The sequence below is a fragment of the Streptomyces sp. S6 genome, assembly GCF_054880855.1.
This window is the reverse complement of record NZ_JBTYMC010000376.1, coordinates 1-5710: the sequence shown is the minus strand read 5'-3', so window position 1 is coordinate 5710 and position 5710 is coordinate 1. Positions and strand designations below refer to the sequence as shown.

Here is a 5710-nt window from a genome sequence, read left to right as displayed (position 1 = left end):
CAGCCTGCGCTGCCAGCTCTTCGCGTCCTGCGGCTATGTCGGCGGCGGTCTCGGCGGGGCCGCGCTGGGCGGCACGGTCGGCTCGGCGTGGGGGGTCGCCGCCGCGACACTGAGCGGTTCGGCCGTGTGGTGGCTCCAGTTGAGGTCGGCGCTGCGCGAGCACCACCGCGACGCCGTCCCCGAAATCTCCGACGTTCCCGAAGCGAGGACTTGATGACCGACCGACCCAGGCTGAGCATCGGCCTGCCCGTGTACAACGGCGAGGAGTACCTGGCCGAGTCGTTCGACGCGCTGCTCGGGCAGACGTACGAGGACTTCGAGCTGATCGTCTCCGACAACGCCTCGGCCGACGGGACCGAGGACATCTGCCGCCGGTACGCCGCGAAGGACTCCCGGATCCGCTATCTGCGGCTGCCCCGCAACATCGGCGCCACCCCGAACCACAACCTGGTCTTCACCGAGTCGCGCGGCGAACTCTTCAAGTGGGCCTCGCACGACGACCTGTACGGCCGCGACCTGTTACGGCTCTGCGTGGACGCGCTGGACGAACGCCCGGAAATGATCCTCGCGCACTCCGCTCAGGCGGTCATCGACGGCGACGGAAAGGTGACCGTCCCCTACGAGTACACGCTGGCCACCGACTCGCCGTCCGCGCCGGAACGCTTCCGGAGTCTCCTGTTCGAGCCCGGCGGCGACGACTTCTACGGGGTGCTGCGCGCGGATGTGCTGCGCCGGGTGAAGCCCCTCGACAGCTACCACCACGCGGACCGCACATTCGTCGCGGAGATCGCCCTGCACGGGCCGTTCCACCAGGTGCCGGAGCTGCTGTACTTCCGCCGCGACCACCCCACCCGCGCGGAGCGCGCGAACCCGTCGAAGCGCTCTCGCTGCGTGAATCTGGACCTGCGCCGGGGAGGCATCCTGCATCCCACACCCCGGCTGCTCGCCGAGTACGTGTGGGGTTTCGTCGCCGCCATCCGGCGGGCGCCGCTCTCCTCGGCGGACCGCCGCGCCTGCTACCGGCACCTGTCCGCGTGGGCGGGCAGCCGGGTGCGGCCGGGCGCCGGGGAGCGGGTCGAGGACCGGGCGCCGGTGGATCCGTCGGCGCTGGCGGTGTCGGTGGACGCGCTGGTCGCGGGGCGTGAGGGGAGGCGGGCATGAAGGCCCAAAGGGAGGCGGGCATGAAGGCCACCCACGAAACCCCGCTGCGGATCGGCGTGTTCGGCCTGCTCGGCTCCGGCAACCTCGGCAACGACGGGTCCCTGGAGGCGCTCCTCGGGTATCTGCGGGCCGCACATCCGGACGCGGTGGTGGACGCGCTGTGCGGCGGCCCCGAGGCGGTGTCCGCGCGGTTCGGGATCCCCGCGACGCGGCTGCACTGGTACCGGGGTGAGTACCGGACGGCGTCCCGCGCAAGGGCCGTCGTGGGGAAGGGGCTCGGGAAGGCCGTCGACGTGTTCCGGACGGCGGCCTGGGTGCGGCGGCACGATGTGGTGATCGTGCCGGGGATGGGGGTCCTGGAGGCCACGCTGCCGCTGCGGCCGTGGGGGTTCCCGTACGCCCTGTTCCTGCTGTGCGCGGCGGGCCGGGTGACCCGGACGCCGGTGGCGCTGGTCGGGGTGGGGGCCGCGCCGATCGGTTCACGTCCGGTGCGGGCGCTGGTGCGCTGGTCGGCACGGCTGGCCGCGCACCGGTCGTACCGGGACGCGCCGTCGCGGGACGCGATGCGGGCGATGGGGGTGGACACCTCGCGCGACGACGTCCACCCGGACCTGGCGTTCGCCCTGCCGCTCCCCGAGGTGGACGCGCCGACTCCCGGGCTGGTCTGTGTCGGCGTCATGGCGTTCCACGGCGGCAACGACGACCGGGCGCGGGCCGAGGAGATCCACAGGCGTTACCTCGCCGGGACGACCGGGTTCGTGCGGGCGCTCGTCGCGGAGGGGCGGCGGGTGCGGCTGCTCACCGGCGACGGGGTGGACGCGCCGGTGGTCGCCGCGATCCTCGGCGCGGTGGACTCGCCGCTGGTCAGCGCCGCCGAGACGGTCTCGCTGGCCGACCTGATGAGGGAGACGGCGGCGGCCGAGACCGTCGTCGCGACCCGGTACCACAACCTGATCTGCGCACTGCGGGTCGGGACACCCACGCTCGCGCTCAGCTATGCGACGAAGACGGAGGCGCTGATGGCCCGCATGGGGCTGGGCGCGTTCTGTCATCCGGCGCGCGAGGTCGACGCGGAGCGGCTGCTCGACCAGTTCCGGGAGTTGGAGAAGCGCGCCCCGGAACTGCGGCGGACGCTCGCCGGGCACAACCTCGCCGCCACCCGGCAACTCGACGACCAGTTCACCGCCCTGACGACGGCCCTGGCCCTGCGGGAGGCTCGATGAAAGCGACCGGCGTTCCCGAGATCGACGGCGCGTACCTGTTCACCCCGACCCCGCACACGGACGAACGGGGGTTCTTCTCCCGCACGTTCGACGCCGAGGTGCTGCGCTCGGTGGGCCTCGACCCGGACGCGTTCGTCCAGGACAGCCTGTCGCGTTCGGTGCGGGGGGTGCTGCGCGGGATGCATCTGCGGTCCGGGAGGGGGGAGGCGAAGCTCGTGCGGTGTTCGTACGGGCGGATCTTCGACGTGGTCGTGGACCTGCGGCCCGGCTCGCCGACCTATCTGAACCGGGCGTTCTTCGAGCTGTCCGACGACACGCAGGTCACCCTGTACGTCCCGGCGGGGTGCGCGCACGGCTTCCAGGCGCTGACCGACCCGGCGGACGTGTCGTACCGGATCGACCGCGCGCACGACCCTTCGGAGGACGTGACGATCGCCTTCGACGACCCGGAACTCGCGATCCCCTGGCCGCTGCCCGTCGCGGCGGTCTCCGGGCGGGACCGGAAGGCGCCGAGCCTGGCCGAGGTACTGAAGCACGAGGAGAACTGACGTGGACGCCGGAGAACTGCACCTGCCCCGCTCGCGCGCGGCCAACGAGCGGCTGCACGCCCTGGTCCCCGGGGGCGCGCACACCTACGCCAAGGGCGACGACCAGTACCCCGAGAACCTCGCGCCGGTCATCAGTCACGGCCGGGGCGCCCACGTGTGGGACGTCGACGGGAACCTGTACGTCGAGTACGGGTCGGGGCTGCGGTCGGTGAGTCTCGGGCACGCACACCCCCGGGTGACGGAGGCGGTGCGGCGGGAGCTGGAGCGGGGTGCCAACTTCGTCCGGCCGTCCGTGGTCGAGGTGGAGGCGGCGGAGCGGTTCCTCGCGACGGTGCCGACGGCCGAGATGGTGAAGTTCGCGAAGAACGGGTCCGACGCGACGACCGCCGCCGTGCGCCTCGCGCGTGCCGTCACCGGCCGGTCCCGGGTCGCCCTCTGCGCCGACCATCCGTTCTTCTCCGTGGACGACTGGTTCATCGGCCTCACCCCGATGTCGGCCGGGATCCCGGCGGAGACGGCCGAGTTGACGGTGACGTTCCCGTACGGGGACCTGGCGGCCACGGAGGAACTCCTCAACCGGTACGAGGGCGAGGTCGCCTGCCTGGTCCTCGAACCTGCCACCCACACCGAGCCGCCGCCGGGCTATCTCGCGGGGCTCCGGGAACTGGCCGACCGGCACGGCTGCGTCCTCGTCTTCGACGAGATGATCACCGGGTTCCGCTGGTCCGAGGCGGGCGCCCAGGGTCTGTACGGCGTCGTCCCCGACCTCTCGACGTTCGGCAAGGCCCTCGGTAACGGGTTCGCCGTCGCCGCGCTCGCCGGACGCCGGGCCCTCATGGAGCGCGGCGGGCTGCGGCACCCCGGCGACCGGGTGTTCCTCCTGTCGACGACGCACGGCGCGGAGACCCACTCCCTGGCCGCCGCGATGGCCGTCCAGGCGACCTATGCGGAGGAGGGCGTCACCGCGCGGCTGCACGCCCTCGGTGAGCGCCTCGCCGCCGGGGTCCGCGAGGCCGCCGCCGGGATGGGTGTCGGGGACCACGTCGTCGTCCGGGGCCGGGCCAGCAACCTGGTCTTCGCCACCCTCGACGAACACCGACGCCCCTCCCAGCCCTACCGCACCCTCTTCCTGCGCCGCCTCCTCTCCGGCGGCGTCCTCGCACCGTCCTTCGTGGTCAGCGCCGCCCTCACCGAGACGGACATCGACCACACCGTCGACGTGGTGGCCCAGGCGTGCGCGGTCCATGAGGCCGATCAGGTCCGTCACGGTCCGGGACCGGTTCTTGATCACCGGCCGTACGGTGTCGAGCCGGGCACCCCAGGCGGACAGCGCGCTCGCGCACGCCTCGGTGTCGACGGCCGTCACCGCGTCGTGCCGCACGAGGTGCAAGTCGCCGTCCGGTGCGGTCAGTTGGGCCGTGGTGGCAGCGGTGACCGGCACGGCGGAGGGGGCGAAGGGCTCGCCCAGATGTGCGGGGTCGAGGCCCGAGCGCTCGGCCTCCTCCACCAGTGCGCCGTGTGCCGTGCTCAGGTCGGCGAGGTCCGCGCCGAGCCGCTGGGCCTCCGCGGCGAGGCTGCGGCCCGCGCCCTCCTGGTTGCTGTGTGCCTGCCGCAGCGACTTGAAGGCGGTGGCGGCGGTGCCGTGCAGGGCCTTGACCGTGTCGCGTTTCTCGCCGAGTTCCCGGAGGCTGCGGTAGCCGGTGCTCGCGCGCAGCGCCGCGAGGTCCTCCTCGGCCTTGGCCCGCTCGACGTCGAGGGCCTCGACCCGGGTGGTGAACTCCGCCTCCCGCACGCGGAGTTCCGCCGTCCTGCGGTCCGCGTCCCCGGCCGCCCTGCGGGTCCGGGCGAGCCTGCCCAGCTCGCCGTCCGTCTCCGCGGCCCGGCGGCGCAGGACGCCGTGCAGGTAGCCCCGGTAGCCGGTGAGGAACGTGTGCAGCGCGCGGTCGGTCCGTTCGAGGCGGCCGAGGTCGGCCCGGACCGTGTCCAGGTCGTCGAGGTTGCGCGCGACCTTCTCCACGACCTCGTCGTCCAGCGCGGGGAGGGTCTCGGCGAGGACGGAGACCAGGCCGCCGGAGTCGATGCGGTCGCCGATCGTGGGGCGGCGCAGGCGGTGCAGGAGGTGGAGGAGGTTGCGGTAGCGGGCGGTGTCGGTGAGGCCGAACAGTTCGCGGGCGACCCTGGCCCGGTGCTCTACGGCGCGGTCGGTGACGTTGTCCGGGCCGACGGCGGTTCTGAGCTGGTCGAGCGGGAGGGGCTGGCCCGCGGTGGCCAGGTGCAGGTCCTCGCCGACTCTGCGTTCGGTCACGAAGAAGAAGGGCTTCGCCGTCCCGGTCGAACGGGAGGCGCGGACCGCCGCGCCGAGGGTGAGGTGGTGGTCCTCACCGTTCTCGCCGGTCCTTGCGAACTCCACCCACAGGTAGCCGAGCCGGTTGGTCTGCTCGAAGCCGTCGAGCATGAGCCACAGGAGGGTGGTGCGGCCGGTCCCCGTCGCGTCCAGGGCCCGCGCGTCGCCGTCGAGCAGATACGGCAGCAGCATCTCCAGCGCCTTGGACTTGCCCGCACCGTTCTTGCCACGCAACAGCAGACGCCCCTCACCGAAGGCGAACTCCTGCTCGTCGTACTGCCAGACGTTACGGATACCGGCACGGTTGAGGCGGTAGCGACGGGGGTCCGGACCGGGGGTCATCGGGGCGGCTCCTGGGGGGTGGCGGGGGTGGGGGTTGCTTGGGGGGCGGTGGGTGGGGCGGGTTCGGGGGCTGGCGTGGGTTCGGTGGGCGG

The 5710-nt window shown here is 73.1% G+C and carries 3 protein-coding genes and 3 pseudogenes; 5 read left to right on the top strand and 1 reads right to left on the bottom strand.

Annotated features, from left to right (window positions below; genetic code table 11):
* From ACVNF4_RS31590 to ACVNF4_RS31570, 5 genes and pseudogenes are all read left to right on the top strand, one after another.
* A pseudogene (locus tag ACVNF4_RS31590) lies at positions 1–214 on the top strand (hypothetical protein); the annotation flags it as partial.
* Positions 214–1161, top strand: a complete 948-nt coding sequence (locus tag ACVNF4_RS31585) for a glycosyltransferase family 2 protein (protein WP_461806305.1) — start codon at positions 214–216, stop codon at positions 1159–1161. The pseudogene ACVNF4_RS31590 and the gene ACVNF4_RS31585, both read left to right, overlap by 1 nt.
* A gap of 20 nt (positions 1162–1181) precedes the next feature.
* Complete coding sequence (locus ACVNF4_RS31580) at positions 1182–2384, top strand: polysaccharide pyruvyl transferase family protein (RefSeq protein ID WP_461806306.1); 1203 nt, start codon at positions 1182–1184, stop codon at positions 2382–2384.
* Positions 2381–2932, top strand: a complete 552-nt coding sequence (rfbC, locus tag ACVNF4_RS31575; protein ID WP_461806304.1) for a dTDP-4-dehydrorhamnose 3,5-epimerase — start codon at positions 2381–2383, stop codon at positions 2930–2932. The genes ACVNF4_RS31580 and rfbC overlap by 4 nt, the downstream gene beginning before the upstream one ends.
* A gap of 1 nt (position 2933) precedes the next feature.
* A pseudogene (locus tag ACVNF4_RS31570) lies at positions 2934–4229 on the top strand (glutamate-1-semialdehyde 2,1-aminomutase); the annotation flags it as partial.
* Here the strand turns inward: ACVNF4_RS31570 and ACVNF4_RS31565 are convergent.
* Positions 4164–5618, bottom strand: a pseudogene (locus ACVNF4_RS31565) (TIGR02680 family protein); the annotation flags it as partial. The pseudogenes ACVNF4_RS31570 and ACVNF4_RS31565 sit on opposite strands and share 66 nt — an antisense overlap.
* Positions 5619–5710: the final 92 nt, after the last annotated feature.

Bases quoted from the DNA above. Each gene is read 5' to 3' on its own strand.
- ACVNF4_RS31585 (WP_461806305.1), top strand. From the start codon at position 214: ATGACCGACCGACCCAGGCTGAGCATCGGCCTGCCCGTGTACAACGGC.
- ACVNF4_RS31580 (WP_461806306.1), top strand. From the start codon at position 1,182: ATGAAGGCCACCCACGAAACCCCGCTGCGGATCGGCGTGTTCGGCCTG.
- rfbC (WP_461806304.1), top strand. From the start codon at position 2,381: ATGAAAGCGACCGGCGTTCCCGAGATCGACGGCGCGTACCTGTTCACC.